Source organism: Pandoraea cepalis (genome assembly GCF_902459665.1).
Taxonomy (GTDB): Bacteria; Pseudomonadota; Gammaproteobacteria; order Burkholderiales; family Burkholderiaceae; genus Pandoraea; species Pandoraea cepalis.
This window is the reverse complement of the sequence record NZ_CABPSL010000001.1, coordinates 574,157-598,402: the sequence shown is the minus strand read 5'-3', so window position 1 is coordinate 598,402 and position 24,246 is coordinate 574,157. Positions and strand designations below refer to the sequence as shown.

At 63.7% G+C, this 24,246-nt stretch carries 20 protein-coding genes; 9 read left to right on the top strand and 11 right to left on the bottom strand.

What is annotated here, in order from left to right:
- The first annotated feature begins 33 nt into the window (after positions 1-33).
- Positions 34-756 carry a GntR family transcriptional regulator gene (locus PCE31106_RS02765; protein ID WP_039829971.1) on the top strand — a complete coding sequence of 241 codons (723 nt, stop codon included), beginning with the start codon at positions 34-36 and terminating at the stop codon, positions 754-756.
- 305 nt (positions 757-1,061) lie between these two features.
- The gene (locus PCE31106_RS02760) at positions 1,062-2,150 is read left to right on the top strand and encodes a porin (RefSeq protein ID WP_017232609.1); all 1,089 of its coding nucleotides are present in this window, start codon (positions 1,062-1,064) and stop codon (positions 2,148-2,150) included.
- Positions 2,151-2,258: 108 nt separating this feature from the next.
- Here PCE31106_RS02760 and PCE31106_RS02755 read toward each other — a convergent pair whose 3' ends face one another.
- From PCE31106_RS02755 to PCE31106_RS02735, 5 genes are all read right to left on the bottom strand, one after another.
- Positions 2,259-3,614, bottom strand: coding sequence for a 2-hydroxycarboxylate transporter family protein (locus PCE31106_RS02755; protein ID WP_150562301.1), 1,356 nt, complete (start codon positions 3,612-3,614; stop codon positions 2,259-2,261).
- 31 nt (positions 3,615-3,645) lie between these two features.
- Positions 3,646-5,010 (bottom strand): short-chain fatty acid transporter, encoded by a 1,365-nt coding sequence (locus PCE31106_RS02750; protein ID WP_150562300.1) that lies wholly within the window; start codon positions 5,008-5,010, stop codon positions 3,646-3,648.
- Between the two features lie 103 nt (positions 5,011-5,113).
- Entirely contained in the window at positions 5,114-5,947 is an 834-nt protein-coding gene (locus tag PCE31106_RS02745; RefSeq protein WP_150562299.1) for an amidohydrolase family protein, read from the bottom strand.
- 68 nt (positions 5,948-6,015) lie between these two features.
- Entirely contained in the window at positions 6,016-7,209 is a 1,194-nt protein-coding gene (locus tag PCE31106_RS02740) for a CaiB/BaiF CoA transferase family protein (RefSeq protein ID WP_150562298.1), read from the bottom strand.
- Positions 7,210-7,287: 78 nt separating this feature from the next.
- The gene (locus PCE31106_RS02735; protein ID WP_150562297.1) at positions 7,288-8,187 is read right to left on the bottom strand and encodes an HpcH/HpaI aldolase/citrate lyase family protein; all 900 of its coding nucleotides are present in this window, start codon (positions 8,185-8,187) and stop codon (positions 7,288-7,290) included.
- Between the two features lie 111 nt (positions 8,188-8,298).
- Here PCE31106_RS02735 and PCE31106_RS02730 point away from each other — a divergent pair, with 111 nt between their 5' ends.
- The gene (locus tag PCE31106_RS02730) at positions 8,299-9,198 is read left to right on the top strand and encodes a LysR substrate-binding domain-containing protein (RefSeq protein WP_150562296.1); all 900 of its coding nucleotides are present in this window, start codon (positions 8,299-8,301) and stop codon (positions 9,196-9,198) included.
- A 46-nt stretch (positions 9,199-9,244) separates the two neighbouring features.
- Here the strand turns inward: PCE31106_RS02730 and PCE31106_RS02725 are convergent, their stop codons facing one another.
- The 3 genes from PCE31106_RS02725 to PCE31106_RS02715 all read right to left on the bottom strand — a co-directional run bounded on the left by PCE31106_RS02725 (position 9,245) and on the right by PCE31106_RS02715 (position 12,189).
- Positions 9,245-10,105 (bottom strand): sulfurtransferase, encoded by an 861-nt coding sequence (locus tag PCE31106_RS02725; RefSeq protein WP_150562295.1) that lies wholly within the window; start codon positions 10,103-10,105, stop codon positions 9,245-9,247.
- 365 nt (positions 10,106-10,470) lie between these two features.
- Positions 10,471-10,995, bottom strand: coding sequence for a single-stranded DNA-binding protein (locus PCE31106_RS02720; RefSeq protein ID WP_150562294.1), 525 nt, complete (start codon positions 10,993-10,995; stop codon positions 10,471-10,473).
- 30 nt (positions 10,996-11,025) lie between these two features.
- Positions 11,026-12,189, bottom strand: coding sequence for an MFS transporter (locus tag PCE31106_RS02715; RefSeq protein ID WP_150562293.1), 1,164 nt, complete (start codon positions 12,187-12,189; stop codon positions 11,026-11,028).
- 465 nt (positions 12,190-12,654) lie between these two features.
- On the opposite strand from PCE31106_RS02715, the gene uvrA reads away from it, so the two are divergent.
- The 6 genes from uvrA (at position 12,655) to PCE31106_RS02685 (ending at position 20,038) form a co-directional block, all read left to right on the top strand.
- The gene (gene uvrA / locus PCE31106_RS02710; protein WP_150562292.1) at positions 12,655-15,519 is read left to right on the top strand and encodes an excinuclease ABC subunit UvrA; all 2,865 of its coding nucleotides are present in this window, start codon (positions 12,655-12,657) and stop codon (positions 15,517-15,519) included.
- Between the two features lie 103 nt (positions 15,520-15,622).
- A complete protein-coding gene (locus PCE31106_RS02705; RefSeq protein WP_150562291.1) occupies positions 15,623-16,651 on the top strand; it encodes an AI-2E family transporter in 1,029 nt (342 codons plus the stop codon).
- 111 nt (positions 16,652-16,762) lie between these two features.
- Positions 16,763-17,437 carry a helix-turn-helix transcriptional regulator gene (locus PCE31106_RS02700; RefSeq protein ID WP_254440887.1) on the top strand — a complete coding sequence of 225 codons (675 nt, stop codon included), beginning with the start codon at positions 16,763-16,765 and terminating at the stop codon, positions 17,435-17,437.
- Positions 17,434-18,414, top strand: a complete 981-nt coding sequence (locus PCE31106_RS02695; protein WP_017232622.1) for a threo-3-hydroxy-L-aspartate ammonia-lyase — start codon at positions 17,434-17,436, stop codon at positions 18,412-18,414. The genes PCE31106_RS02700 and PCE31106_RS02695 overlap by 4 nt, the downstream gene beginning before the upstream one ends.
- Positions 18,411-18,809, top strand: a complete 399-nt coding sequence (locus tag PCE31106_RS02690; RefSeq protein ID WP_150562290.1) for a RidA family protein — start codon at positions 18,411-18,413, stop codon at positions 18,807-18,809. Before PCE31106_RS02695 ends, PCE31106_RS02690 begins: the two co-directional genes overlap by 4 nt.
- A 230-nt stretch (positions 18,810-19,039) precedes the next feature.
- Positions 19,040-20,038: a hypothetical protein gene (locus PCE31106_RS02685; RefSeq protein ID WP_150562289.1), complete on the top strand. Its 999-nt coding sequence runs from the start codon at positions 19,040-19,042 to the stop codon at positions 20,036-20,038.
- Here the strand turns inward: PCE31106_RS02685 and PCE31106_RS02680 are convergent.
- The 3 genes from PCE31106_RS02680 to phnY all read right to left on the bottom strand — a co-directional run bounded on the left by PCE31106_RS02680 (position 20,032) and on the right by phnY (position 24,150).
- Positions 20,032-20,580 (bottom strand): phosphonate degradation HD-domain oxygenase, encoded by a 549-nt coding sequence (locus PCE31106_RS02680; RefSeq protein ID WP_017232625.1) that lies wholly within the window; start codon positions 20,578-20,580, stop codon positions 20,032-20,034. The two genes, PCE31106_RS02685 and PCE31106_RS02680, sit on opposite strands and share 7 nt — an antisense overlap.
- Positions 20,540-22,357 carry a Na/Pi cotransporter family protein gene (locus PCE31106_RS02675; protein WP_083902213.1) on the bottom strand — a complete coding sequence of 606 codons (1,818 nt, stop codon included), beginning with the start codon at positions 22,355-22,357 and terminating at the stop codon, positions 20,540-20,542. Before PCE31106_RS02675 ends, PCE31106_RS02680 begins: the two co-directional genes overlap by 41 nt.
- A 338-nt stretch (positions 22,358-22,695) precedes the next feature.
- Positions 22,696-24,150: a phosphonoacetaldehyde dehydrogenase gene (gene phnY / locus PCE31106_RS02670; protein ID WP_017232627.1), complete on the bottom strand. Its 1,455-nt coding sequence runs from the start codon at positions 24,148-24,150 to the stop codon at positions 22,696-22,698.
- Positions 24,151-24,246: the final 96 nt, after the last annotated feature.

The following is a 24,246-nucleotide window of genomic DNA, read 5'->3' as shown; positions in this document are numbered from 1 at the left end:
AACTTCCCGCTCCCATCTGATCGAGGTAACGTTTTGTCCCGCATATCCGCGCTGTCCTCTGCCAGCCAGACCGCTAGCCAGGCCGGGTCGAACGTCACGCTGGCGACCAATCTGTACGACCGGATGCGGGCCGATCTTCTGGCCGGCAAGCTCGAGCCAGGTCGCAAGTTGCAGATCGAATTCCTCTGCGATCAATATCAGGCAGGCCAGACGCCGGTACGCGAAGCGCTCAACCGGTTGACCTCCGATGGCCTGGTGGAGCGGCGGGATCAGCGGGGATTTGCCGTCACCGGCATCAGCGCCGCCGACCTTCGCGAGATCACCAGGACGCGCGTCTGGCTCGAAGAAGTCGCCCTGCGCGAGGCGTTTGCGGCCGACCAACCGGAGTGGGAAGAGGCGCTGGTGCTGGCCTATCACCGCCTCTCCAAGGTGCCGCGCTCGCTCAGCGAAACTCAATACCTCGAAAATCCCGAGTGGGAGCGGCTGCATCGGGCTTTCCATCGCACGCTCATCAGCGGCTGCCAGTCACGCTGGCTGCTCAACTTCTGCGAGCAACTCTCGGATCAGTTGTACCGCTATCGCCAGTTGTCGGTGAAGCGTATCTACCCGAACCGCCACGAGCGCGAAGAGCACAAAGCGATGCTCGACGCCGTCATCGAGCGCGATGCGCCGCGTGCGATCCAACTCATGCGCAAGCACTACGAAACCACGGCCGACATCATCCTCGCCGACGCCAATCTCTTCCCGGTGGAATAAGCCGTCTCGTTCGGCCGGCCCGATCGCTTGGGCTGGCAACGCTGCCCCCTCCCTTCCCTCGCCTTCACGTTCCGCTGTGCTGGTGCCTGCCGCGCCTGCGCAGGCGTGGGGGTATTGCGCTGCGTCTCCCTCTCATCTCGGCCTGTCGTCGTGCTACGTGTTGCAGACACACATCACGAAGTCTCCCGGTTTACCCGAGTTTCGACATTAAAATTTGATTTGCTTAAAAATATATACAAAAATTGCCATCAGCCATTTTTGTGCAAATGAATGGTCTATGACGACAGAGGAATGGAGACATGGCAATGATTCGACGTTTTGGCGCCGCTGCGGCGCTTTCGCTGTGCGCGAGCGTGGGCGCGCATGCGCAATCCGTGACGCTGTACGGCATCATCGACACGGGCGTGCAATATGCGCACACAGGCGGCACCAGCGTGTCGCGGGTGGAATCGAGTTCGGTGGCGCCGTCGCGATGGGGGATGATTGGCACCGAAGACCTGGGGGGCGGCCTGGCTGCGGTGTTCAAGCTTGAAGACGGATTCAACGTGAACAACGGCACGATTGCCGGCAATGGTGCGCTGTTCAATCGCGAGGCGTGGGTCGGATTGCGCAGTAATCAGTGGGGGCAGGTGCAGGTCGGCAACAACTACACGCCGCTGTTCACGACCTATGTGACGTATTCGCAGGGCGACCTCAACACACTCGGCTGGGGCAATGCGACGAACAACTTCGTCTTCGTGCCGGTGGCCCGCACCGCCAATTCGATTCGCTACGTGTCACCGGCCTTCGCGGGCCTGACCGTACGCGCGTTGTATGCGCGCGGCGCCAATGGCGCGACGGGACAGCCGCGTACGCTGGGCGATACGGCGTCGGTGGGATTCAACTTCAAGGCGGGGCAATTCTCGGCCGATGCGGATTACCTGCAGCAGCGCTTCAGCACGACGTCGGCTGTCACCACGGCGTCGCCGACGGGTACCGGACGCTACTACCTGTTTGGCGCGTCGTACGACTTCGGCTTCGTCAAGCCGGCGTTCCTGTATCAGATCCACCGCAACACCGATAGCGTAACGACGGCGAGCAACGCGACCTACGCGAACCCGGACAACGACTTCTATGAAGTCAATGCGCTGGTGCCGAACCTGGCGAGAGGCACGCTGTTGCTGAGCTTCGGTCAATACCGCCTGCGCGGCAATTCGTCGGGCAATGCGCTGTCGTATGGCGTGCGCTACGACTACTTCCTCTCGAAGCGCACCGGCTTGTACGCGGGGGCCAGCTACGTAAAGAACAACGCCAACGCGGCCTTCACGATCAGCAATGCGGGCGGCGCAGGCATTCCCGTGACCGCCGGCAACAATATCGTGAGCTTCATCGCCGGTATCGTGCATCGCTTCTGATGCCCGCAACGACGTGACACGGGATCTGACGCGGTATCCGAAGAGGCTCGGTACCGCGTCAGGTTCGCTTGAGACGTCACGCGACATGTGTCAACGGCGCCGCCGCAATCAGTGGAATTGCGCCAACGCCGCCAGACCGACGATGACCGTGACAGCGCCCCCGATGCGCGTGGCGATTTGCGCGAACGGCATCAGCGACATCCGGTCGGCTGCGGTCAGGATCGCGACGTCACCCGTGCCGCCCAGGCCGCTGTGCGTCGCGTTCACGATGGCCGCTTCGATCGGGTACATACCGACCAGGCGGCCGACAAAGAAGCCGGTCACGGTCAGCGTCAACACTGTCGCGACGGCCGTCACGATATTGATCCAGTGGAAGGCGCCGACGATCTCGCCCCACGGCGTCATCGCCACGCTGATCGCGAACATCAGCGGATAGGTCACCGCCGTCGAGAAGAAACGGTACATGAACCTCGCGCCACCGTTGACCTGCGGCGAGACAATCTGGAACAACTGCGCGGCGATCACCAGCACCAACATGATCACGGGTGCGGGCCAACCGAACAGCTTATTTGTCAGCACACCGACCAGATACAGCGCAATCGCGGTGCCACCTGCAGCCGCCACCGAACTGACGTCGGCGTCCGGCTTGGTCGACGCCTGCAACGGCGGTTGCGCTTCACCGACGAGATCCTCATTACCCACCGTCAGCCGGCCGTTACCGGTCCAGGCCGGCCTGCGGCTGCCTAGATAGCTCAGGAACCCCGCCGAGCAGATCGCGACAATATTGCCGAGCATCACGGCCGAGAGCAATTGCGCGAAGATCGGCCCTTGCTCGACGCCGAGAATCTGCGCATACCCGGCCGACAACGGCAGCGCGCCTTCGCCGACGCCGCCTGCCATGATTGGCATCACGATGAAGAATAGCGCCTGACGCGCCGGCAAGCCCAACGCCGTGCCGACCGCAACGCCCACCACGCCGGCGGCGATCGAGCCGATGGCCACCGGGATGAAGATGCGTACGAAGCCCTTGATAAGCGCCTGACGATCCATCGACAGCACGCTGCCGACGATGATCGCCGCGATGAAGAGATACAGGAAGTTCGATTGCTTGGTGAACAGCTTGACGGCCGACGTCACCGGTGTTGGCATCCACCCGTAGAACACCAGCATCGACGGCACGAAGGCCGCGAAGATCGAGGTGCCGCCGATATGCTTGGCGAACGGAATCCGCTTGGCCAGTTCAGCGCACGTATAACCGCCGACGGCGACCAACGCGATGCCCGTGGGCAGATCGGCCGCCAGCTTTCCGGCGTGCGCCATCGCCGCGAGTACCGCGACCAGCACGATATAGACCGGCAACGGCAGCGCGCCGATGGACGTGTCGAAGACGGCCCACCAGCGCTGCTTGAGCGATTTGGGCTGTGCTGCACTCGCCTGGCCTTGACCCGCTGCGGTGGTTTCCATGGGGGAGTCTCCGTTCATATTGTTATGTGGTTTACACCAGGAACAGCATGGCGGCGCCGTAAATCACGAGGCCGACGAGGAAGGTCACGACCGTAAATCCGAGCACGCGTTGCACGCCGATGCCGGCCATCGCCACGACGGGGGCGGCCCAGAACGGTTGCATCATGTTGGAGACCTGCTCGCCCATCGCGACCGCCATGGTCGTGGCCGGCACCGAGGCATGCAGCGCCACGGCGGCCGGCACCACGAACGGGCCTTGCACGGCCCAGTGACCGCCCCCGCTCGGGATGAAGAACGTCACGATCAACGAGCAGATGTAGCTCCAGAACGGCAGCGTGTGCGCGTTCGAGATCGCGATGAAGAAATGCGAGATCACATCCGGCAGGCCGGTCGCGTCCATCATGCCCATGATGCCGCCGTACAGCGGATACTGCAGCATCATCGAGCCGGTCTGCTTGGCGGCGTTCTTGACCGCGTCGGCGTAGGCCAGCGGGTAGCCGTGCAGCACGATGCCGGCGATGAACATCACGAAGATCACCGCATTGACGCCCGAGAATGCCACGTGTTCATAGCGCGTGTAGACGAGCAGCGCCACGCCGAGCACGCCGATGAAGGCGCTGCCGATCCACGAGTGTTCGAGCCACTTGGCGAAGCTCAACGGGCCTTGCGGCTTCTGGCGCACGGGCGGGTCCGGATGCAGTGTCGTGTCGAGCACGACCGCGTTCTCGTCGCTGGGTTTGAGCCAGGCCAGCACGAACGGCATCACGATCATCATCGCAACGGTCGGCACAAGGTTGAATCGGGTGAAGACGGTGTCGCCGAACGGCAGCACCGTGCCGGTGACCTTCTGCACCACATTCATGGCGCTGCCGGCGGTCGATTGCGCAAGGGCAATCGAGCTGGAAATGCCACTGGCCCACACCACCCAACCGGAGAAACCGGCCGCGACGATCCACGCGAAGTCGACCTTCATGCGCTTGGCGACTTCGCGGGCGAGCAGCGCGCTCACGACCAGTCCCAGGCCCCAGTTGAAGAACGATGCGATCGCCACCAGCAGGAACGTCAGTGCAGCGGCCTGCACGGGCGTGCGCGCGATCGAGATCAGTCCCTTGAACACGCGCTGCACGGGCGGCGCGTGTGCGAACGCATGACCGGTCACCAGCACCAGTGTGATCTGGAAAGCGAACGTCAGAATGCCGAAGAAGCCCTTGTACCAGCCGGTGACGAGACGGTCCACACTCGCGTGCGGGCCGAAGATCAGCGCGAGCGCGCCGACCACGGCCGTAATCAGGATGGCCAGGACAAACGGATCGGGAATGATCCGTTCAAACAGCTGGATGGTTGCCTCGGTGAAACCGACTTTCTTCGCCGGTGCGTGGGTGACGCTCGTTTTCATCTTTGTCTCCGTTTGCGCGAATGGTGTCGCGCGGGCTGGGCATGCTTGTCATCGCTGCATGTCTTGTTCTGTTGTTGCTGGGTTCCGGGAACGGCTTCTGCCGTTAGCGGGTGAAGCCGTAAAGCTGCGCCGGGTTGTCGACGAGGATGCGCTTGCGTGCCGCTTCGTCGGGCACCCATTCGGTTAGCAGTCGTAGCAGGTCGACATCGTCGGGCGTGTGCGTTTCAGTGACGTGCGGCCAATCGCCCCCCCACACGACGCGGTCGGGCAAGGTCCTGGCCCAGTGGCGTGCGACCGGGGCGACATCGGCATAACGCGCATCGAGGCCGTCGCGTGAATCGAGATACGGGCCCGAGAGCTTGACCCAGACGCGCCCCGTGGCGGCAGCCAGTTGCTCAACCACCTTGCGCGCGGGATGCGCCAAACCGGCCGGCTGCGGCAGGCGCGCCATATGGTCGAACACCATCGGGCACGGCAGACGGCCGAGCATCGCGCGGTGCTCGACGATCTGGTCGGCCGTCCAGTGCAGTTGCACGTGCCAGCCGTAGGCGTGAATGCGTTGCGCGAGGGGCTCGACCATCTCGAAGCCGACGACGGCGTTGGCCGGCGTGTAGAGCGTGAAACGGATGCCGCGGATGCCACCGTCGTGAAGCCGGCGGAGTTCGGCGTCGGAAATGTCGGGACGGATCACACCGACGCCGCGCGTGCGCTCGCGGCCGAGCTGCGCGATGGCGTCGAGCGTCACCGCGTTGTCGACGCCATGCGGGCGGGGCGTGACGACGACGGTGCGCGTGGTGCCGAGCTGTGCCTGCACGGCCGCGTAACGTTCGATATCGACGTGCGTGAAGATGTGCATGTGCGCGTCGCACGCATTGGCCGGCGGCGCCGCAGCATCGCTGCCGCGTTCGCGTTGCGGTGAAGCGTCGGTGAGTGCCATCGTCGTGTCTCCGTCTGGCGATTGTGTTTTTTTCGTACCTTGCCGCGCAGTGTCGTCTCGTCGCGTGCTCAGAGCAGCGCGTGGGTACTGCGCAGCGCCGCGATTTCCTCCGCGCTCCAGCCTTCGCCGAGCAGCACTTCGTCCGAATGCTGGCCGAAGGCGGGCGCGGCCATCGGTACCGGGCCCGGCGTATCGCCGAAGCGGATCGGTTGCTTGAAGCCGCGATATTGCCCGACGTTCGGATTCTCGAACGTGGCGATCATGTCTTCTGCGAGCACTTGCGGGTTGTCGAACATGTCTTCGACGTTGCGCGCGGCGGCGCACGGCACTTCCTCGCCGAACAGCGCTTCCCATTCGAGTGCCGAGTGCTGCGCAAGCGCGCTGCGCAGCCGTTGCACGATCTCGTCGCGGCGCTCGGCGCGCTTGCGCACGGTGTCGTAACGCTCGTCGGCAGCCAGTTCGGGCAGGCCGATCTTCTCGCACAGCGCACGCCAGAAATGCGGCGTGTTGGCGGAAATGTAGAGATAGCCATCGCGCGTCGGGTGGATGCCCGTAATGCCGCCGGAGCGCATGTCGCGGCCGATCTCGCGAGGCTCGCCGTCCGCCCAGATCAAGCGAGCCGATTGCATGGTCAGCGCGCTGCGCAACAACGATACGCCGACGTATTGCCCTTGGCCGCTACGCTCGCGCGCGAATAGCGCCGACGAAACGCCATTGGCGACCAGCGACGCGGCAAAGTAATCGACCACGGACCCGTACAGAATCTCGGGCGGGCCGCCGGCCTTGCCCTGCATCGCGCACATGCCCGACATGGTTTGCAGAACCTGGTCGTAGCCTGCCTTGTCCTTGTCCGGGCCAGTCTCGCCGTAACCGGTGACGTTGCAGTAGATCAGGCGGGGATTGATGTCGCGCAGTTGGTCGTAGGCGATGCCGAGTCGCGCGGGCACGCTCGGCCGGAAGTTGTGCACCAGCACGTCGGCACGCTCGACCAGACGCTTGAGCACGGCCAGCGCCGCCGGTTGCTTGAGATCGAGCGCGATGCCGCGCTTGCCGCGATTCACGCCAAGGAACGCACGGCTTTCGGCTTCGAGCGTCGACGGGTACTTGCGCAGATTGTCGCCGGTGGGCGGTTCGATCTTGATGACCTCGGCCCCCTGATCGGCAAGCAGCGCGCAGCCGTACGGACCGGCGATATACGCGCTCAGATCGAGCACGCGGATGCCCGACAGCGGGCCGGCCGGGTTGGCGGTGGAATCGTTCATCGTGCAGGTCTCACAAAATTCGGTCGAGCGGCGAGGTGCCCGGTTGGTGCGCGGTCAGTGGCGGTCAGTGGCGGAAGCTCAGACCGGCGCGTCGAGCGCAATCAACTGGTCGGCGCTCAGCAGCGCCATGCGGCGCGCGTCGTCGACAACGGCTTGCGCCCGCGCGGCGAACGGCGGATCGATCATCTTGCCGTCGACCACGTATGCACCGACGCTGTCGCGATTGGCCACGCGCGTAGCGATCACGACGCGCACCGCGTGGGCGATATCGTCGTCCGACGGGCGGAACACGTCGTTGCAGATCGCGATCTGGCTCGGGTGGATGCAGGTCTTGCCAAGGAAGCCCATCGCGCGGGCCAGCTCAGCCTCGGCACGAAAGCCCACTTCATCCTTGATATTCCCAAAGGCCGAGTCGTAGGCGTAGACGCCAGCGACACCGGCGGCCATCCGAACAGCGTACATCGCCTGCTCGATGGCGCGCGGCTCACGACGGGCGATGCCCAGCGGCTCGAACAGGTCGCCAAGGCCGAGTTGCAAGCCGGCGACGCGCGGATGCGCGCACGCCAGTTCAGCAGCGTTGAGCACGGCGGCCGGCGATTCGATATTGAGCAGCAGGCGGATCGGCGTGGTCACGCCGTTCTCGCGCTCGGCGGCTTCCAGCGCCGCAACGGCGGCGAGCACGTCGGCCTTCGTTTCTGGTTTGGGCAGGTTGATCAGGTCTAGGCCGGGCTGGGCCACGGCGCGAACGTCATGCGCGAAGTGCGGCGTGTCGAGCGCGTTGACGCGCACGATCAGCACCTTGCCGCATTGCCGGGTCGCCTCGTCGCGCAGCATCGCGCGCAGCGCATCGCGTGCGTCGCCCTTGCGCTCGGGCGCAACGGCATCTTCCAGATCGAACGAGAGGGCATCGGCCTGACCGGCCAACGCCTTGGCAAAAAGCGCCGGGCGGGATGCCGGAACGAACAACTTGCTGCGCACGATGTCTCCTGATTTTTCGTTTTGATAAAACGCTTGATCTGGAGTCTAGTCGCCCGACTTTTTTAGATAAACTATTCATATCTATCTTCAAACAGTAGAAATTCTTTCGATATGGATATCGAGTTCTTCAAGACGCTGCTGCATGTCGTCGATGGCGGGTCGATGGCGGAGGCGGCGCGGCGGGTGGGCGTGACGCCGGCGGCGGTGGCGCAGCAAATGCAGGCCATCGAGCGCGAATTGGGCACGGCGGTGTTTACGCGGGCGGGGCGCACGGTAATTCCTACCGAGGCCGGCCATCGGGTGATCGAGCGGGCGCGCAATCTGGTACGCGATTACGGCGAGCTGAAGGATTTCGCGTTGCAGGGCGAGCTTGTCGGCGAGTTGCGTATCGGCACGATCACGACGGCCTTACTGACCGTCATGCCGGACGTGCTCGCGCACTTCTCGAAACGCTTTCCCCAGGCCAAACTGTTGATCCGCGGCGGCCAGACGCCGGAGCTGTTCGAAACGCTCAAGGCCGGGGATATCGATGTGGCTGTATGCCTGCTGCCCCCGTTCGATCTGTCCAAGACCTTCGAGTGGCGGCTATTGCGCGAGGAACCGATCGTGGTGCTCGCACCGAGAGCACTGGCCGGGCGCGATCCCGACGACCTGCTGCGCACCGAGCCATTCATTCGCTACGACCGCACGTTAGGTGGCGGACGGAATGCCGAGGAATATTTGCGCTCGCGACGGATCGTGCCGCGCGAGCTTTTCGAGCTCAATTCGATCCTGACGATCGCGATGATGGTCGACCGGGGGCTGGGTGTGGCACTCGTGCCAGACATCGAATCGCCGCTGCTGGCATCGCTCGACATCGTCAAGCTGACGCCCCCCGGCCCTGTCGCGCCGCGGCGTTTCGGCCTGCTGTGGCGTCGCGCGTCACCGAAATCGCGCTTGATTCAGGGCTTGCTCGAGACAGCGCAGATGACGATGCGCAGCTTGCGCGGGGCGGGGGGTGCCGACGTGTAAATTGCGCCCGCACCGGCCGATGAGGCTGCGGCGCGTAGGGCATGGATCAGTACGGCAAGCCCTCATCAATGGGCAGCGAAGGATCTCGTGACCATTCATTCCACGAGCCGAGGTAAAGGCGCACGTCCCTGATGCCGGCCTCCTCCAGTGCTACAAATGTGTTGGAGGCGCGCGCCCCTTTGAAGCAAAACACAACAACAGGCGTATCGCGACGAATCCCCACGGTCGCACACTCGGCGAGAATTTCGGCGGGCGATTTGAACATCTGCCCAGTGGGGGTCGGCTTCATCATTCGATACCACTCTAGCCACACCGAGCCGGGAATTCGGCCCTTTCGGGGGCAAAAGTCCTTGCCATAAGGTGACGAGCTTTCGGCAATCCATTCATCGACGTCGCGCACATCGAGCTTCACGATACGCGGGTCTGCAACGGCGTCCTTCATCCCCGCCAGGTCGACGAGGATGCTGCTTCCGCCCGTATCTGGGGGAAACGCGACGGGAGTCGGCGAAGGGACTTCCGTTGTGCTTGGCAGCCCGGCGGCACGCCATGCACTGTAGCCGCCGTGAAGTACCTTGATTTTGTCGCGGGGATAGCCAAGATAGCGAAGCAGTACATAGCCCCGACAGGATTGGCCAAATCCAGTCGTCATCGACTGTTCGTAGATGACAGCCGTCTCCTTCCCAGACAATCCAGCCTTCGCGAATGCCTCGGTGAATGTTTCGCGCAAGACGGCAAGACCTTCTGGCGTTGAGGTAGCCAGATAGGTAAATATCTCATGGATATTCACCGCGCCTGGCAGATGCGCTTCGGCAAAACTTGCCGCGTCTCGTGTGTCGATGAGCACTACCGGCCCCGACTGAATCAACTGTGTCAATTCATCGGGTGAAACAAGAACTCTCTCGTGCATGGCAATCCCCCATCCAGCTTGACCTGACGGTGGCCCGAAAAGAGGACCACATCCCGATGCAGTGCATCGTGGCAAGCTCGGCGCCCACTTGTCGAAATAAATCTAGGTGACGACGGACGAACCACTTTGATGCTTATCAAAGGAAAACGCGAGAGGGAATCCCAAACGGGGCGGTCGTACCACCCGCCCCGGCGCCGAAGATGAAAACCGCGCCTGTGGCACGTGCTTTGGCTATCCGATATAGCCGATTCCGCAGAGTCATGACTGCAGCGCGAAAGTGCGCAACACACAAAAACAAATGGCCCGCACCAAGGGAGGTTGCGGGCCAGCGACTTACACTTTCCAGACTTGCTCAAGTGCAGGTCTTAGAACGGAATATCGTCATCCATGTCGTCAAAACCGCCGCCCGACTGCTTGGCCGGTGCTTGCTGACGGGCACCGCCGCCACCACCACCGCCACCACCGCGCGAATAGCCGCCACCGCCGCCTTCGTCGCCACCACCGCCGCCGCGCGAGTAGCCGCCACCGCCGCCGCCGCCACCACCTTCACCGCCGCTGCGGCCACCCAGCATCTGCATCTGGTCTGCCACGATTTCCGTGCTGTAACGCTCGGTGCCGTCCTGCGCCTGGTACTTGCGCGTGCGGATACGACCTTCGATATACACCGCCGAGCCCTTCTTCAGGTACTCGTTGACGATCTCGGCGAGACGGCCGAAGAACGACACCCGGTGCCATTCCGTCAGCTCCTTGAACTCGCCAGACTGCTTATCCTTGTAACGGTCGGTCGTCGCCAGACGAATGTTCGCGACCGCATCGCCGCTCGGCATGTAGCGGACTTCGGGATCGGCGCCAAGGTTGCCGACCAGGATCACTTTGTTGACTGATGCCATAAATCTTTCTCCGGTATTGCTGATATCCGATCAGGATTGATGAGGCGCTGGCGTCCTCATCGGTGCGGCGATTATAAGCCACACGACAGCCCCGACTGAGCAAGTGATGAAGATTGCGTTCTGACCGTAGTGGGTCATCAGAAAACCCCCTATCGCCCCGCCGCAAAACAACCCGAGGGCCTGCGTCGTGTTGTACACGCCCACCGCCGCGCCCTTGCGCTGCCCCGGCGCCAGCTTCGACACCAGCGACGGCTGCGATGCCTCCAACACGTTGAAACCCAGGAAGTACACGAACAGCAGGCAAGCAATCACCCCCACCGTCGGCGGCAATCCGCCCAGCGCCGCCTGCGCCACCGCCACCAGCGCAATCGCCGAGAGCAGCACTACCTTCATCTTGCCGCGCTTCTCGGCCGCAATGATCGCCGGCACCATCGCCACGAACGACAACCCCATCACCGGCAGATACACCTCCCAGTGCTGCGCCACCGGCAACCCCGCCGCCACCAGCATGCGCGGCATCGCCACGAACAGCGCCGTCTGCGTCGCATGCAGCACGAACACGCCGAAATTCAGACGCAACAACTCCGGGTTGTGCAGCACTTCCGAGAACGGCGCCGGGCCCACCTTGGGATGCGCGGGCGGCGTCGGCACGACCCACACCACCACGAAGATCGCCAGTACCGCCAGAATGCCGATGGCCGAGAACAGGCCACTCATGCCCAGCCAGTGATACAGGAACGGTGCACACACGATGGCCACCGCGAACGACAGGCCAATGCTGCCGCCGATCATCGCCATCGCCTTGGTGCGGTTGGCTTCGCTCGTCAGATCGGCCACGCACGCCATGACCGCCGAGGAAATCGCTCCAGCCCCCTGGATCGCCCGGCCGACGATAATCCATGCCAGATCATGCGCCAGCGCCGCCACGAGCGAGCCGATCGCGAACACGATCAGGCCGAACACGATGACAGGCTTGCGCCCCAGCCGGTCGGAAGCCCACCCGTACGGAATATAGAACAGGGACTGCGTCAGACCATAGATGCCGATGGCCAGTCCGACGAGAAAAGTGTTGTTGCCGCCAGGAATCGTCTGCGCGAACACAGAGAACACCGGCATGATCAGAAACAGACCGAGCATGCGCAGTGCAAAAATCCCCGCGAGCGAAGCACTCGCGCGCACTTCCAGCGGGGTCATGCGGCCACCTCGGCCGCGCGTTGTGGCAGGGGAAGCGGAAGTCACGGAATCGGTAGACATTACGTCCTGAGAGATGGAAATAGCGCGCGCAACATCGTGCAGCCTCGGAATCGTCTGATGATTGCTGCCCGGAGGCATGTCGATGGGCTTGGACGACGGTCCGGCGCCAGCCCCCTGGAAAGCGGGCGATTCGCCCCCACCTATGGCCCATGCCGGTATATCGCCCGAGACTACCCGTCAGCCGGTTCAGCCCCAGCAATCAAACTTAGGTATATTAGCAGGTTTAGCCGCCCTTATTTTCCCCCAGCGGCCCGCCCGACCGCTCCCGCCGCCCGCTGCGTCGACGCCCGGCCAACGCCGTGCCGATATCGCGCGACGTCCCGGGAAACTCGGACTCTTGGGGGCCGGAAACCGCCCCGCGACATTTCGCCGCGCGGACTCCTCGGCGACGACCCGGAACCGTGAATGGAAACCATCCGTATTCGTGGGGCTCGTACCCACAACCTCAAGAACGTCAATCTCGACTTGCCGCGTCACCAGCTCGTGGTGATCACCGGCCTGTCCGGTTCCGGTAAGTCGTCGCTGGCCTTCGATACGCTCTACGCGGAAGGTCAGCGTCGCTATGTCGAGAGCCTGTCGGCCTACGCCCGCCAGTTCCTGCAACTGATGGAAAAGCCCGATGTCGACCTGATCGAAGGCCTCTCGCCCGCGATCTCCATCGAACAGAAGGCCACGTCGCACAACCCGCGCTCGACGGTGGGCACGGTCACGGAAATCCACGACTACCTGCGTCTGCTCTACGCGCGCGTGGGCACGCCCTATTGTCCCGACCACGGCTTGCCGCTCGAATCGCAAAGCGTCTCGCAAATGGTCGACGCCGCGCTCGCGCTGCCGGAAGACACCAAGCTCATGATCCTCGCGCCCGTCGTGGTCGATCGCAAGGGCGAGCATGTCGACCTGTTCGAGACGATGCAGGCCCAGGGCTTCGTGCGCTTTCGCATCCGCTCGGGCGGCGGCGCGGCCAACGAAGGCACGGCGCGCGTCTACGACATCGAATCCCTGCCCAAGCTCAAAAAGACGGAAAAGCACTCGATCGACGTGGTCATCGACCGCGTGAAGGTACGCGCCGATCTGAAACAGCGTCTGGCGGAATCGTTCGAAACGGCACTGCGGCTGGCCGACGGCCGGGCCGTGGCGCTGGAAATGGACACCGACAAGGAACACGTTTTCAGCTCGAAGTTCGCATGCCCGGTGTGCTCGTATTCGCTTCAGGAACTCGAGCCGCGCCTGTTCTCGTTCAACAATCCCATGGGGGCATGCCCGAGCTGCGACGGTCTTGGCCACATGACGTTCTTCGATCCGAAGCGCGTCGTCGGCTTCCCGGCGCTCTCGCTCGCCTCGGGCGCGATCAAGGGCTGGGATCGCCGCAACCAGTTCTATTTCCAGATGCTGCAGAGCCTCGCGGCGTTCTACGACTTCGATGTCGACACGCCCTTCGAGGAGCTGCCGGAAGCCACCCAGAAGATCGTACTCTTCGGCTCCGGCGAGCAGACCATTCCCTTCACCTATGTGAATGAGAAGGGCCGCACATCGGTGCGCGAGCATGCCTTCGAAGGCATCATCCCGAATCTGGAACGACGCTATCGCGAAACCGATTCCGTCGCCGTGCGTGAAGAGCTGGCCAAGTACCAGAACAACCAGGCCTGCCCCGATTGCGAAGGCAGCCGCCTGCGTCGCGAAGCTCGTTTCGTCAAGGTCGGCGAAGGCCAGCAGGCGCGCGCGATCTACGAGATCGGCAACCTGCCGCTGCGCGAAACGCTGGGCCACTTCCACGAGCTGGTCCTGCACGGTGCGAAGCGCGAGATCGCCGACAAGATCGTCAAGGAAATCGTGGCCCGCCTCACGTTCCTGAACAACGTGGGCCTCGACTACCTTTCGCTCGAACGCAGCGCCGATACGCTCTCGGGCGGCGAAGCGCAGCGCATCCGCCTGGCGTCGCAAATCGGCTCGGGCCTCACCGGCGTGATGTACGTGCTCGACGAGCCGTCCATCGGCTTGCATCAGCGCGATAACGACCGCCTGATCGGCACGCTCAAGCATCTGCGCGATCTTGGCAACTCGGTCATCGTGGTCGAACACGACGAGGACATGATTCTCGCAAGCGATTATGTCGTCGACATGGGGCTGGGCGCGGGCATCCACGGCGGCAGGGTGATCGCACAAGGCCGCCCCGAGCAGATCGAAAACGCGCCGGAGTCGCTCACGGGGCAGTACCTGTCCGGCGCGCGGCGTATCGAAGTGCCTGCGCAGCGACGCGCGCCGAGCGACGATCGACTGCGAATTCTGGACGCATCGGGCAACAACCTCAAAAACGTCTCGCTGGATCTGCCGGTCGGGTTGCTGACCTGCGTGACCGGCGTGTCCGGTTCGGGCAAGTCGACGCTGATCAACGACACCCTGTATCACGCCGTCGCACGGCATCTCTACGGGTCGTCGGCCGAGCCGGCGCCGTATGACCAGATCGAAGGGCTGGAGCACTTCGACAAGGTCATCAACGTCGACCAATCGCCCATCGGACGCACGCCGCGCTCGAACCCGGCCACCTACACGGGGCTGTTCACCCCGATCCGCGAACTCTTCGCCGGCGTGCCCGCGGCCAAGGAGCGTGGCTACGATCCGGGCCGTTTCTCGTTCAACGTCAAGGGCGGACGCTGCGAAGCCTGTCAGGGTGATGGCGTCATCAAGGTCGAGATGCACTTCCTGCCCGATGTGTATGTGCCCTGCGATGTCTGCCACGGCAAACGCTACAACCGCGAAACGCTCGAAATGCAGTACAAGGGCCGTAATATCTCGGAGGTGCTCGACATGACGGTCGAGCAGGCGCACGAGTTCTTCAAGCCGGTGCCGGTGGTCGCGCGCAAGCTCAGGACATTGCTGGACGTGGGCCTGGGCTACATTCGCCTCGGCCAGTCGGCCACCACGCTCTCGGGCGGTGAGGCGCAGCGCGTGAAGCTCTCGCTCGAACTCTCGAAGCGCGACACGGGCCGAACGCTTTACATCCTTGACGAACCGACGACCGGGCTGCACTTTCACGATATCGAGCTGCTGCTCACGGTGATCCACCGGCTGCGCGATCAAGGCAATACCGTGGTCATCATCGAGCACAATCTCGACGTGATCAAAACGGCGGATTGGGTGATCGATCTCGGGCCGGAAGGCGGCGCGGGCGGTGGCCAGATCATTGCGCAAGGCACGCCCGAGCAAGTGGCGGCGAACAAGGCCAGCTTCACCGGCAAGTACCTCGCCCCATTGCTGACGCGCGCAAAGTAAGCGCATCGCCCGTTCGGGCTGTCTTACGTCACGACACGCGCGAGCGCCTTGCGAGGGTCGCCCGCGTCGTCGCCGCAGAGTCTTATTACAAGGACGTCATTGCATGGAACCGCGCTCTGGCTGGCATCCGGATCGGGATGCCTGGATCGAACTGGCGAGCTACGCGGCCGCCGCCCTCGCCCTTTGGCTGATTCTGAGCATCCACCTGCTCTCGGTGGTGCTCGCGGGGACGGTCGTCTATCAGCTCGTGCATGTGCTCGGGCCGCGCCTGCAACTGCGCATCTCCAGCGAGCGCGCCCGGCTGGTTGCCGTCGCCCTCCTGTCGGCGGTGATCGTCGCGCTGATGACCGCGATCATCTTCGGCATCATCACGTTCTTCCGCAGCGACGCCGGCCATCTGGAACACCTCAACGGCCGGATGATGGACGTGGTCGAGCAGGCGCGTGCGCAGTTGCCCGCCTGGATCACGGCACGCCTGCCGGCCGACAGCGACGACATCCACCAGTCGATCACTGGCTATCTGAAGGACCACACGCAGGAGATGTCGCTCGTCGGCAAGGAAGCGCTCAACGCGATGGTGCACATCATCGTGGGGCTCGTGCTCGGCGCACTCGTGGCCCTCTCGTCGATCCGGCCCGTGCACAGCATGCGCCCGCTCTCGGCCGCGCTCTCACGGCGCGTCACGCTGTTTGGCGACGCGTTTCGCCGCATCGTGTTCGCCCAGGTCAAAATCTCGGCAATCAACACGCTCTTCACCGCGATCTTCCTGCTCGGTGTGCTGCCGCTGTTCGACGTTCACTTGCCGCTGCGCAAGACGATGATCGTGGTGACGTTCGCCGTGGGCCTGCTGCCGGTCGTCGGCAATCTGATCTCGAACACGTTCATCGTGGTGCTGGGCCTGTCGGTCTCGTTGTACGTGGCCATCGCCGCCCTGACCTTCCTGATCGTGATTCACAAACTCGAGTACTTCCTGAACGCCCGCATCGTCGGCACACAAATCCAGTCGCGCTCCTGGGAGCTTCTGCTCGCCATGCTCGTCATGGAAGCCGCGTTCGGGCTGCCCGGACTGGTCGCCGCGCCGATCTATTACGGCTATCTCAAGAGCGAACTGGCGGAAAAGCAACTCGTCTGAGTAACGCCCGGCGCCCTGGCGCCCGCTGCCACCGTCGAATCATCGACAGGCACCGGGCGTTTTTCCGGACGCCATTTGACATTTCGTCACTGAATGACATAATGTCAAATCATGAAATCTGCCAAATCGCCTGCCCCCCGCATGCTCGACGAGAACGCCTTGCTGCTTCGTGAAGGTCGCAAGATTGTCGAGGCGCTCGGTCAGACCTTCGCGCCGCTTGTCGAAGTGGTGTTGCACGACCTGACCGATCCAGACCATGCCATCGTGGCGATCGCCAACAATTTGTCGGGGCGCGAACCCGGCGATGCCGTCACGGAGATGGGCCTCGCGCGCATCGCCGACCCGGCATTTCCCGAGGTCATCGCGAACTACGCGAATCGGTTTCCCGATGGGCGTCCGGCCAAGAGCACGTCCATCGGGCTGAAAAACGGTCGCGGCGAGTATGTCGCCGCCATTTGCCTGAACATGGACATCTCGATGCTCGCGGCGGCGGCGGCCAGCGTGCAGCAACTGGTGAGCGTGCCCAACCATGCGCCGACGCCCGTGCGCGAAACGCTCTCGACGCGCCGTCTCGACGACATCGTTCCACTGATCACCGACTTCGCCGCGCAGCGCAACACCACGCCGCAGGGCCTGACGCTCGCGCAGCGCCGCGAAGCCATCCGCCTCGTCGAGGCCCGCGGTCTGCTCGACCTGCGCCACGCGCACGCCGAAGTGGCACGCGCGCTGGGCGTCGCCCGCTCGACCGTCTACACCTATCTCTGCGACACGAAAGGCACATCATGACAACTTCTTCGCTGGCGATTACCTATGGCGACATCGCTGCCGCCCACGACCGGATTCGGGAGGCAGCGCATCGTACGCCCGTGCTGACCTCGCGTACCGCCGACGCCATGACCGGCGCCCGCCTGTTCTTCAAGGCGGAGAATTTCCAGCGTATGGGCGCGTTCAAGTTCCGCGGGGCCTACAACGCGATCTCGCAGTTCACGGCCGAGCAGAAGCGCGGCGGCGTGCTGGCCTTCTCGTCGGGCAATCACGCGCAGGCGATTGCGCTCTCCGCGCGCGAGCTTGGCGTGCCGGCCGTCATCCTGATGCCCCAGGACGCCCCGCAGATGAAGATTGACGCGACGCGCGGTTACGGGGCTGAAGTGATGCTGTTCGACCGTTACCAGGAGGATCGCGAAGCGCTTGCGAAGCGTCTCGCGCAGGAACGCGGCATGACGCTGATTCCGCCGTACGACCATCCGCACGTGATGGCCGGCCAGGGCACGGCAACCAAGGAATTGATCGAGGACGCGGGTGAGCTGGACACCCTCGTCGTTTGCCTAGGCGGTGGCGGGTTGCTCTCGGGCAGTGCCGTCGCGGCGCGCGCATTGAATCCCGACATCGAGATCTACGGGGTGGAACCGGCGGCCGGCAACGACGGCCAGCAGAGTTTTCGCACGGGCAAGATCGTGCACATCGAAACACCGCGCACGATTGCCGACGGCGCGCAGACCCAGCATCTCGGCGAATACACGTTCCCGGTGATTCGCGCGCTCGTCGACGACATCGTGACCGTGACCGACGAGGAACTCGTACAGACGATGCAGTTCTTCGCAAGCCGCATGAAATTCGTGGTCGAGCCGACCGGCTGCCTCGCCGCGGCGGCGGTGCTGCAAGGCAAACTGGATATCCGCGGCAAGCGCGTGGGCATCATCCTGTCGGGCGGTAACGTCGATATGGCGCGCTTCGCCAAACTCACGCTGGGAGAAACGGTATGAGCACCCAGGCCGATGGCATCGACGCCGTGAACGTGGCGGCGCTGCAGCCGCCGCGCGGTCACTATTCGCATGGTGTCCGCGCGGGCGGGTTCGTCTTCGTGTCGGGGCAGTTGCCGATCACGCCGGAAGGCGAGCGCCTCGCCGGCGCGCCGTTCGCCGTACAGGCGAAGCAGGCCTTGGATAACGTCGCGACGATTCTTGCCGCGTGCGGCACGCGCATCGACCGCTTGGTGCAGGTGCGCGTGTACATCACGAACGTCGACGATTGGGGGCCGTTCAATGAGGTCTACGCTGCCTGGGCCGGCGAGGCGAAGCCCGCCCGCGCGGTCGTGCCGGTGCCCGCACTCAGTCATGGCGTGGCGGTGGAGATCGAGGCCACGGCGTTGGCAGGCTGATTCGGCGGCACCCACGCGGTGACGGCATCGAGGTGGACGCGCGGCGGCGCCGCTGCCGACTGGCAGGAACGCGCGTCGTCAGGCTCGGCATTGCGCACTTTGCCCACCGGAGATGGTGCGTCCGTTTTCCAAAGCTTGGCAACGGTTTGCGAAATATCCCAGGATTTTTGCGCGTACAGATTCGTCCGACGGATACACTTTGGGCCACGAACGCCGACGACCACCACGCCATGACAACTCCTGATTCTTCGCCTCCGCCGCAGGCGGCCACCCCCGACGCAACGCCCCCGCAATCACAGCAACGCATCGACGACGAGCCGATGCGGCTCATTACCAGCTTCAACGACGTTTTCGTCGTCGTCGCGTCGGCGCTGCTCATGTTCGGCACGGCGTGGCTGACACGCACGCTGCCGCCATGGCTCACGGCGCTGGTCTGCGCGGCGCTCTTCTGGGGGCTGTCGGAGGTGTTCGTGCGGCGCCGTCGCATGGCACTCCCCGCCCTCTTCTATTGCTTCGGTTTCATCGCATCGTTTGCCAGTGTCGGCCTCATCGGCATACAAGCCGCTGCGCCGGGATTTGGCTCGGGCGAACCCATCCCGCCCGAGGCGGAAGGACTCGCGCTGGGCGCCCATGTCCTGCTGTCGCTGTTCGCAAGCTATGCCGGCATCGCCGTCGGCACGGGGTTGTACTGGCGACGCTTTCGGGTGCCGGTCACCCTCGCCATGGGCATCGGCGGGGTGGTTTTCCTGACCTGGCTCTTCGTCGTGATTCTTGGCGAGAACCTCATCGACGCCCTGCGCGCCGTGACCATCGTCGGCGGTCTCGCGATCTTCGTCTGGGCATTGCGATGGGACGCCCGCGACCCCAAGCGCACGACCTTTCGCTCGGACGTCGCGTTCTGGCTGCATCTGCTCGCCGCCTGCATGGTCACGCATCCAATCTTCTGGGCGCTCATGCCGGATCACGCCGTCGGCGCCATCGCATTCTTCGTCTTGCTCACGGGAATTTCGCTCGCGATCGACCGTCGCGCCCTGATGATGTCGTCGCTGTTGTATGTGATTACGGCAATGCTCAACCTTCTCGTGACCTCGGAGAACACGCATGCGTTGGCGGTTGTCGCCGTCGTGGTCGGCGGCGCCCTGTTGCTCCTGTCCGCCTTCTGGCACCCGTCGCGCGCGGCGGTCCTGAGGCTGCTGCCCGCAGGCTGGCGCGCACGCCTGCCTCATTGAAGCGTTACCCGCGCCAGCAATTTCATATAGTGATCGAGCGATGGCGTCGGCATGCCGGCGACCTTCGCGCGGTCGTCCCAGCGACGTAGCCGCAGCGCCGCCTCGGCATGCTCGCGAGCCAGGAACGTCTTCGCCTCGTCATCGCTGAACACCCCGCCCTGCAACGCCAGACTGCGCACCGAATCGACCGAGAGTTTGCTGAAGTAATCGGGATCGACCGCGCACAGACAGCGCTTGGCATCCACGTGCAGACGAATGGGATCGAGCACCGCGTTGCTGAACAGCGGGCGCAGGAAAGGCAGGGCGAAGTACTGATGCAGATCGTCGATGCCGCGCTCAGAGGGCGTTTCGCCCTGAAGGTTGAGCAGATGACCGAGATCGTGCAGGAAACTGGCGGCCACCAGCGCCTCGTCGGCGCCTTCGCTCTCGGCCAATGCCGCGCTTTGCAGCGCATGCTCCAATTGCGTGACCGGCTCGCCGCTGTAAGCAAGCGAACCGAAGTTATCGAACAGGGTGCGGATGTCCGGCAGGCTCAGGGCCATCGTGTGAACTCTCGTTGTCGTCGCGAACACCGGCGGCGGCAGCCGTCGCGACATCGGCCAGTACCGCCAGCGTCGACGCCTTCGATTCCTTGGGCGTCTTCGAATCCCTTGTATCCTTCGCGTCCTTGCCGTCCTTCGGCTTGTCCCGCATGCGGCTCTTGCGCAGCGCACCGGCATCGTCGAGCACCGGATACGCCGTCGAGCAGAACAGCGAGTTCAAACGCTTCATGTCGCTGATGATGTCCAGGTGCAGTGAACTCGTCTCGATGCTCTGCACCGACTGGCCCGCCAGACGGTTCAAGTGCGTGTACGAATAGGCGCGCTCCAGATCGCGGAAGCTCTCCTTCTCGGCCATGAGCCGCTGCGCACTCCGGAGGTCGGTGTTCAGGAACACCGAGAGCCCCAGTTGCAGGTTCGTCACCAGTCGCGCGTGCATGTCGCAGATTTCCTGCAACCCCGCTTCCGAGAACGACAGCTTGTGCGAGATCTTTTTCTCCTCGACCTCCGTCACCATGCGCTCGATGATGTCGCCCGCGTGCTCCAGATTGATCGTGAGCGAAATGATGTCCGTCCAGCGGCGACTGTCCTGCTCGCTCAGGTTCTCGCGCGACACGCGCGTCAGGTACATCTTCACCGCGGTATAGAGATGGTCGACGTCGTCGTCGAGCCGGCGTGTCTCTCTCGCGCGCGCCACGTCGTTGCTGCGAATGACTTCGAGCAACCCATTGAGCATCTGCTCGACGATGTCGCCCATGCGCAACGTCTCGCGTGTCGCGTTGGACAGCGCCACCGACGGCATCTCCAGCGCGCTCTCATCCAGGTGGCGAGGACGCATCACGCCGTCCACCTCCGGCCGTTCCGAGAGCAGACGCACACACAGGCGCGCCATCGGCTCGGTGAAGGCGAGGAACACCACGCATCGCACCAGGTTGTAGAGCACGTGGAAATTGACGACGGCTTGCGCGGGGGCATCCGAGAGCCAGCTCACCAGCGCCGGCGCATAGTCGACGAACGGCAGCACGATCAGGCAGCCGATCAGCTTGAACACAAGGCTGCCAAAGACCACGCGACGGCCCGCCGCATTCTGCCCGGCCGACGTGAGCATCGCGAGCATGCCGCTGCCCAGATTCGCGCCGATCACGAGGCACAAGGCCACCTTGAGCGAAATCACGCCCGACGACGCCAGCGTCGCCGTCAACAGCACCGCCGCCAGACTCGAATACGACACCATCGCGAAGAGCGCACCGATCAGCGTGTCGAGCATCACATCGCCGGTCAGCGACCCGAACAGCACCTTGACGCCCGCCGCTTCGGTCATCGGCGTGGTCGCGTTCACGATCAATTGCAATGCCAGCACGATCAACCCGAGCCCGATGGCCACGCGGCCGATCTGGCCAGCGCGCGTCTGCTTGCGCGACAGAAAGAAGACCACGCCGAAGAAGATCAGCAACGGTGAGAGCCAATGCAGATCGAACGTCAGGATTCGCGCCATCAGCGCCGTACCGACGTCCGCCCCCAACATGATCGACAGCGCGGGCGCGAGCGCGATCAGGCCCTGCGCACCGAACGACGAGACGATAAGCGCCGTCGCGTTGCTGCTCTGCACGAGTCCCGTGACGAGCAAGCCTGCCGCAAACGCGAGGAATCGATTCGAAATGCTGTGCGACAGAATGCGCCGCAGATCGGCGCCGTAGACGCGCAAGACCCCGGTACGCACGATGTGCGTCCCCCAGATCAGCATTGCAACGCCGGAGAGCAGGTTAAGGAGTGTCAGCATGCCAGTGTTCCGTGATCATTGTGTCGACGGGACCGGCAGCGCCCTGCGCCGCCAACATGACGCGCACACTGGTTTGCCAAACCGGCATCCCGCGTCAGTCCAACACTGGCGTCGGGATGCGTATGAAGTTCACGCGTCATGCGTATCCCCAATCGGAACACCGTACACCAAAATGACCAGCGCAACAATCGTGTCATCAATTTGTCACAATTTTCGCCCTGATTCCGCCAAGCCTTGTTGCGCAAGGGGAACAGCCTGAGCCGAAGCGCCGCGAAACGCGGCTTTTCGCCCCATTTGACGGTGTCGGCGGGCGCCCCTTGCGCGGTCGATCACCTGCCTCAGACACCCCACGGCAACGTGAACGTTTTGGTGTTGGTGAAGCTCTTCATCGCCTCCTGCACGCCTTCCTTGTAGCCGAGCCCGGAATCCTTGATGCCGCCAAACGGCGTCAACTCGATGCGATAGCCCGGCACTTCCCAGATATTGACCGTCCCCACCTGCAGTTCGTTGGTGAAGCGCGTCACATAATCGAGGCGGTTCGTGCACACGCCGGACGACAGACCGAATGCCGTGCCGTTGGAGATGGCGATGGCTTCGTCGATACTGCCGAACGTCAGGATCGGCGACACCGGCCCAAAGGTCTCTTCGCGCACGACCGTCATTTTCGGATCGACGCGATCGATGACAGTCGGCGAGTACAGCGCGCCCTCGCGCCGGTTGCCCACGAGCAAGCGTGCACCCTGCGACACCGCTTCGTTCACGCGTGCCTCGAACAGGCGGGCGGCCGCTTCGTCGATGACCGTGCCCATGTCGTTGGCGCCGTCGGCCGGGTCGCCGTACTTCCACGCGCGGGTCTTTTCCACCACGAGATCGGTGAACTGCGCCGCGATGTCGCGATGGACGAGCATCCGCTTGACGGCCGTGCAGCGCTGGCCTGAATTCTTGTACGACCCCTGCACCGCCAGATCGGACGCACGATCCAGATCGGCATCCTCCATCACGATCAACGGATCGTTGCCGCCGAGTTCGAGCACGATGCGACGATAGCCCGCCTTCGACGCAATGTACTTGCCGATCGACACGCCCCCGGTGAACGTGATCATGTCGATGTTCTCGTTCGTGATCAGCTCGTCGGCAATCTCCATCGGATCACCGGTCACGACTTGCAGCATCTCCGGCGGCAGACCCGCTTCATAAAGCGTGTCGGCCAGGTAGTAGGCCGAGAGCGGCACCTTTTCCGATGGCTTGAGCACCATGCGGTTGTTGGTCGCAATCGACGGCGCGACCTTGTGCGCCACCTGGTTCATGGGGTGGTTGAACGGCGTGATGGCCGAGATGGCCCCGAGCAGCGGCTCTCGCTGCGTCACAACGCGGCGCTTCTTGCCATGCGGCGTGAGATCGCACGAGAACGCCTGTCCGTCGTCCTTGAGCGCTTCGCCGGCGGCGAACCCGAGCACATCGGCCACGCGGCCGATTTCGTAGACGGCGTCTTTCTTGCACAACCCCGATTCCATCGTGATGATCGCCGCCGCCTCGACCGTGCGCTCACGCAGCAACGCCGCGGCCTTATCGAGAATGTTGGCGCGCTCGAAGCGTGTGAGCGTCGAGCGATACTGCTTCGCAATCGAGAACGCGCGGCGCACGTCGTCGAGCGAGGCTTTCGGCACCGTGCCCACCAGATCGCCCGAGTAGGGATTGAAGATTTCGATGATCCGATCGCGGGTCACCTTCTCGCCGCCGATGCGAAGCGCTTCGGCGCGGAACTGGGGATGCAGCTTGTGCGGCGCATTCATGGGGTTCTCCACAGCGTGTCCAACGGGTCGGGGCCCAGCGACGCAACCGTTCTGGGTTGCGTGCCGCGGGCTCACAGGGCAAAGGCGTTGCGGTAC

Excerpts from the sequence above, each read along its gene's own strand:
- phnY (WP_017232627.1), bottom strand. The coding sequence starts at position 24,150 with ATGAATGCGCCGCACAAGCTGCATCCCCAGTTCCGCGCCGAAGCGCTT.
- PCE31106_RS02680 (WP_017232625.1), bottom strand. The coding sequence starts at position 20,580 with ATGGCCCTGAGCCTGCCGGACATCCGCACCCTGTTCGATAACTTCGGT.
- PCE31106_RS02750 (WP_150562300.1), bottom strand. The coding sequence starts at position 5,010 with ATGAAAACGAGCGTCACCCACGCACCGGCGAAGAAAGTCGGTTTCACC.
- PCE31106_RS02675 (WP_083902213.1), bottom strand. The coding sequence starts at position 22,357 with ATGCTGACACTCCTTAACCTGCTCTCCGGCGTTGCAATGCTGATCTGG.
- PCE31106_RS02685 (WP_150562289.1), top strand. The coding sequence starts at position 19,040 with ATGACAACTCCTGATTCTTCGCCTCCGCCGCAGGCGGCCACCCCCGAC.
- PCE31106_RS02700 (WP_254440887.1), top strand. The coding sequence starts at position 16,763 with ATGAAATCTGCCAAATCGCCTGCCCCCCGCATGCTCGACGAGAACGCC.
- uvrA (WP_150562292.1), top strand. The coding sequence starts at position 12,655 with ATGGAAACCATCCGTATTCGTGGGGCTCGTACCCACAACCTCAAGAAC.
- PCE31106_RS02695 (WP_017232622.1), top strand. The coding sequence starts at position 17,434 with ATGACAACTTCTTCGCTGGCGATTACCTATGGCGACATCGCTGCCGCC.
- PCE31106_RS02720 (WP_150562294.1), bottom strand. The coding sequence starts at position 10,995 with ATGGCATCAGTCAACAAAGTGATCCTGGTCGGCAACCTTGGCGCCGAT.
- PCE31106_RS02730 (WP_150562296.1), top strand. The coding sequence starts at position 8,299 with ATGGATATCGAGTTCTTCAAGACGCTGCTGCATGTCGTCGATGGCGGG.
- PCE31106_RS02760 (WP_017232609.1), top strand. The coding sequence starts at position 1,062 with ATGATTCGACGTTTTGGCGCCGCTGCGGCGCTTTCGCTGTGCGCGAGC.
- PCE31106_RS02740 (WP_150562298.1), bottom strand. The coding sequence starts at position 7,209 with ATGAACGATTCCACCGCCAACCCGGCCGGCCCGCTGTCGGGCATCCGC.
- PCE31106_RS02690 (WP_150562290.1), top strand. The coding sequence starts at position 18,411 with ATGAGCACCCAGGCCGATGGCATCGACGCCGTGAACGTGGCGGCGCTG.
- PCE31106_RS02705 (WP_150562291.1), top strand. The coding sequence starts at position 15,623 with ATGGAACCGCGCTCTGGCTGGCATCCGGATCGGGATGCCTGGATCGAA.
- PCE31106_RS02745 (WP_150562299.1), bottom strand. The coding sequence starts at position 5,947 with ATGGCACTCACCGACGCTTCACCGCAACGCGAACGCGGCAGCGATGCT.
- PCE31106_RS02715 (WP_150562293.1), bottom strand. The coding sequence starts at position 12,189 with ATGACCCCGCTGGAAGTGCGCGCGAGTGCTTCGCTCGCGGGGATTTTT.
- PCE31106_RS02725 (WP_150562295.1), bottom strand. The coding sequence starts at position 10,105 with ATGCACGAGAGAGTTCTTGTTTCACCCGATGAATTGACACAGTTGATT.
- PCE31106_RS02755 (WP_150562301.1), bottom strand. The coding sequence starts at position 3,614 with ATGGAAACCACCGCAGCGGGTCAAGGCCAGGCGAGTGCAGCACAGCCC.